Below are 3,927 nucleotides of genomic sequence, written 5' to 3' on the forward strand. Positions count from 1 at the left end.
TTGACAATCGGGTATAATCCGGTATATATTCCGGTATGAAAACAGATACACTCCAAATTACACAAGAATTGTTGGCTCTCATTGCTGAAATTGATGAGTTCAAAGGGGCATGGCGCGCCCTTGGTACTCTTGCACCTGAGCGATTGAACGCTCTTCGTCATATTGCTACTGTTGAAAGTATTGGATCTTCCACACGCATTGAAGGGAGTAAGTTAACAGACCGCGAAATCGAACAGCTTTTGGTAAATTTAGAAATTAAACGTTTCAAGAGTCGTGATGAACAAGAAGTTATCGGTTATGCCAAGGTTATGGAAACAATCTTTCAATCTTGGAGTGATATTTCTATTACTGAAAATCATATTAAACAACTTCATCGTGATCTTTTGTGTAATAGTGAGAAAGATCAACGACATCGAGGTGAATATAAGACTTTACGCAATGATGTAGCAGCATTTAATTCTCAAGGGAAAATGGTTGGCATTGTTTTTGAAACAGCTACACCATTTGATACACCATACCGAATGCAAGAGCTTATTACTTGGTTCAATAAAACCAATGAATTAAAGGATCTTCATCCTTTACTTACGATTGGTATTTTTAATGTAACATTTTTAGCTATTCATCCTTTTCAAGATGGAAATGGACGTTTAAGCCGTATCTTAACCACCCTTCTTTTGTTACAAAAAGGTTATGTTTATGTACCATATTCATCACTTGAAAGCATTATTGAGAATAATAAAGAAAGCTATTACTTAGCTTTAAATCAAACTCAAAAAACAATTTATACTAAAACACCCAATTGGGAGCCTTGGATACTCTTTTTTTTACGTGCTCTACAAAAACAAAAACGCCAATTAGAAATAAAAATAGAGAGTGAAAAAAATGCTCTTTTTTCCTTATCTGAATTGGCTCTTAATATTCTTGATTATGTGCGTAATCACGGACGTGTTACAACCCGCGATATGGTGCGTGAGGTTGGTGCAAGCGCTAATACACTTAAAGTAACTTTTACATCATTAGTTGAAAAAGGTCTTTTGATACGTCATGGTGGTGGACGATCAACTTGGTATAGTGCACCTTAATTTTATTACCTTCTTAACCACCTCCCCATTGTTGAGAACGGGGAGGGGAGTTCTATTTTTTTAATTAAGCAACCTTTTTAATGGGGCTCTCCAAATTTGGTTCGTAAGCTTTTAACAAAGGCTCCATAATCGGGGGAGGTTTTAAGGTTCCAAAATTTGTAATCATTGCCAAAATTCTGAGTGCATTTGGTGATTCATCTTGAAGTTTTAAAATCAAAGCTTTTTCTATTGCATCCATGGTCTCAATGAGAGCATTAAAAGCCTTATCTTCGACATCATCACGATCAGAAAATTGAAACAAAGCCATCCATAAATCACATAAAAAGTCGATACTGGTGTTCATTGTACACCTCCATGGATTTGTTCTCTCAAACATGCCAATCCTTTTGGTGTGATTTTTGTTGAAGGGAGCACCTTTTCTGTACCATCCGGTCTTTGAATGGTGATAGCAGGACAGTCCATGAATCCTTTCTTGATCTTATCCTGATAAGGTAACAGCGGCGCCCCTGGAGCCCGTCGATACACCCAATCATGTTTACGCAAGTAATCAGTTAAATCCTTTGGTCTTACTTCCAACATCTTTGCTGCTTCAATAAGACCGAATAAACCATCAGAGCGCTTTAAGCCATCCAAAGCTTTTGCTTTTGGTGTCAATTCTGCAATCACATGATCTTTATGTTCTATTTGGCTTTGTAGATGATTCAAAACACCAAGCAATGCTTCCGGTTTGGAATAGTCAACTTGTGATGCAGTTATCTGTGGTGTTGCTACTTGCTTCAAAAGCCGTTCACATTTGATAAAGTATAAACGAGCTTCTCTACCTTTCTTATTGTTCTCAAGCATAGAAAGCTCTTTTGCTACATTTAGTGTAAGATAATATTCTTTTAACACTACATTTTGACGTTCGCCAGTTTTGGCGAGCGTTAAAATATAATCTATTCCCTCTTCTAAATTGTATTTGATAATACGGTCTTTAATCCAATTGGAAAAGTCTCGTTTTGCCTCTAAGAATGCGTGCAGATTACGTGCATTTACTGTTTGAACAATTTCCTGTCCAACAGTTTGTTCCGATATCGGAATAAGAGTGTTCATTGTGAACTCCTTATGGTTAAATGTTTTCATTGACACCTTAGAAAGGTATCGGGCGCTGAAAACACGGCCATAAGTCCGTCGTTATGCTTTCCCCCGAAAGGGTATTTTATGGCATAACCACACCCGACAAGACCAGTATACGCCATACGCATATAATGAGTCAAAGCCTTCAATGTACGGAAAAAGATTGTATCGGCAATCCATCCGCTTATGGTTTTAAGGTGTTTTCAGGCACCTGATTCGAAGATACCTATTACTGTAGAATTGTCAAGTAATAAAAATTACTTTTTGCTAAGAAAACGTTTCACATACTGTACAGTGTACATATTGAAATCATTATTTATCAATGAGTTAAATGTACAATGTACAGTCAAATTGAAAATTCTGTCGCTAGCGATAGTTTGCGCTCGTCCGCCCCGCAACGAAGCCAACCCGCTGGGAAGTACCTTTTGCATTGATTTTATTGTATTTTTTCTGGAAAAAGCGAAGCATTATCGATAATCTCCTTTGAATTAATATCCTCCCCACTTTGCAAGCAGGGAAGATGAGATCATATTTTAAATTTAAGCGGCTTTCGTAACAGATTTTGCTAGAACCTGTTTTGCTTCCTTAATGAGAGCTTTGTATTTTCTGTTCTCTTCATCTACTCTGAAGGCATCAAGAAGACGCATATGAATAGGACCTAAAAGATATAAAACTTTTTCGCCAGCGTTCATACCTTCCCAATAACTTGGCAAATCAAAGCGCGTATCACGATCATAATCAACAGCTTGGTTTTTTAGTTTCTTTTCACACTCAATAAAGTAACGGCGTGCTTGACGTCCTTTCTCATTACGTTCCACCATTGAGAGCTCTTTCGCCATGTCTAAAGTGATGTGGTATTCTGTACTTGGACGACCGCCTTTAGGTTTTACTAAATTTTTAGTAAAACTCACAACGCCTTGATTTTCCTGAAAGGTATTAGGTTTTACTCTTTTTTGAGTAAAACTCACAAAGCCCTGATTTTTTTGAAAAGAATATTCTTCAATCCGTCGTGAAATCCAATCGTTGAAGCGTATATTAACTTCTAAAAACGTATGCAACTCGCGTGCGTTAACAGTTTGAACAGTTTCTTGTCCAATGATTTGTTCTTTAATTTCTATGAGAGTGTTCATAGTGAACTCCTAGTTGTTAGAGGTTTGTTAATGACACTCTAAAAAAGAGTGCCGGGTGCTAACAAACACGGCAACTAGCCCGTCGTTATGCTTTTCCCAAAAGGGTATTTTATAGCATAACCACACCCGACGAAATCATTATATGCGTCTAACATACAATGAGTCAAAGCTTTTAATATGCGGAAAATTAGTTATTTCGGTAACCAATCCGCTAGTTGTTTTAAGGTGTTTGTTAGGCACCTGATTTAACGATATACGTTTTCCGTGAATCTTGTCAAGAAAGAAAATCTCAGTGTATAGCAAACATAGCTTGAGAACATGATCTAGCCTTTCTTATTGGCGGCATATTCTTGACGAGCAAGTTGGTATTGTATGTTGGCAATTAATCTCTCATTGGCTTTTTTTACAATAGTACTTGCAATTTTTGGCTTGGACATAACTCCAGCAATTGAGGGTCCTTCTTGTTTTGCAATGGGGAATTGATCTCCGTCATCTCTTTGAAACACATTCCCTCCCATTTTCAATTCAACACGCTTTGGAAAACTGCCTCCCTTGATAAAACCATGGGGTAAGATTTCTTTCTTTCCAAACAGTGTGTA

General features: G+C 37.3%; 4 protein-coding genes and 1 pseudogene. 1 reads left to right on the forward strand and 4 read right to left on the reverse strand.

The features are described 5' to 3' along the window. Positions 1–35 precede the first annotated feature (35 nt). On the forward strand, positions 36–1,082 hold the full coding sequence (locus ACFINX_RS09465) for a Fic family protein (protein WP_375668741.1): 1,047 nt from the start codon (positions 36–38) through the stop codon (positions 1,080–1,082). A 64-nt stretch (positions 1,083–1,146) separates the two neighbouring features. On the opposite strand, the gene ACFINX_RS09470 is transcribed toward ACFINX_RS09465, so the two are convergent. The 4 genes and pseudogenes from ACFINX_RS09470 to ACFINX_RS09485 all read right to left on the reverse strand — a co-directional run. Further along, complete coding sequence (locus tag ACFINX_RS09470; RefSeq protein ID WP_375613969.1) at positions 1,147–1,425, reverse strand: hypothetical protein; 279 nt, start codon at positions 1,423–1,425, stop codon at positions 1,147–1,149. Next, positions 1,422–2,174, reverse strand: a complete 753-nt coding sequence (locus ACFINX_RS09475; RefSeq protein ID WP_375668742.1) for a phage antirepressor KilAC domain-containing protein — start codon at positions 2,172–2,174, stop codon at positions 1,422–1,424. Before ACFINX_RS09475 ends, ACFINX_RS09470 begins: the two co-directional genes overlap by 4 nt. A gap of 563 nt (positions 2,175–2,737) precedes the next feature. Further along, entirely contained in the window at positions 2,738–3,328 is a 591-nt protein-coding gene (locus ACFINX_RS09480; protein WP_375668743.1) for an antA/AntB antirepressor family protein, read from the reverse strand. Between the two features lie 323 nt (positions 3,329–3,651). Continuing rightward, positions 3,652–3,927: pseudogene (locus ACFINX_RS09485) on the reverse strand (hypothetical protein); the annotation flags it as partial.

This window comes from Bartonella sp. AP36NXGY, from assembly GCF_042195865.1.
Classification (GTDB): domain Bacteria; phylum Pseudomonadota; class Alphaproteobacteria; order Rhizobiales; family Rhizobiaceae; genus Bartonella.

Excerpts from the sequence above, each read along its gene's own strand:
- ACFINX_RS09475 (WP_375668742.1), bottom strand. The coding sequence starts at position 2,174 with ATGAACACTCTTATTCCGATATCGGAACAAACTGTTGGACAGGAAATT.
- ACFINX_RS09480 (WP_375668743.1), bottom strand. The coding sequence starts at position 3,328 with ATGAACACTCTCATAGAAATTAAAGAACAAATCATTGGACAAGAAACT.
- ACFINX_RS09470 (WP_375613969.1), bottom strand. The coding sequence starts at position 1,425 with ATGAACACCAGTATCGACTTTTTATGTGATTTATGGATGGCTTTGTTT.
- ACFINX_RS09465 (WP_375668741.1), top strand. The coding sequence starts at position 36 with ATGAAAACAGATACACTCCAAATTACACAAGAATTGTTGGCTCTCATT.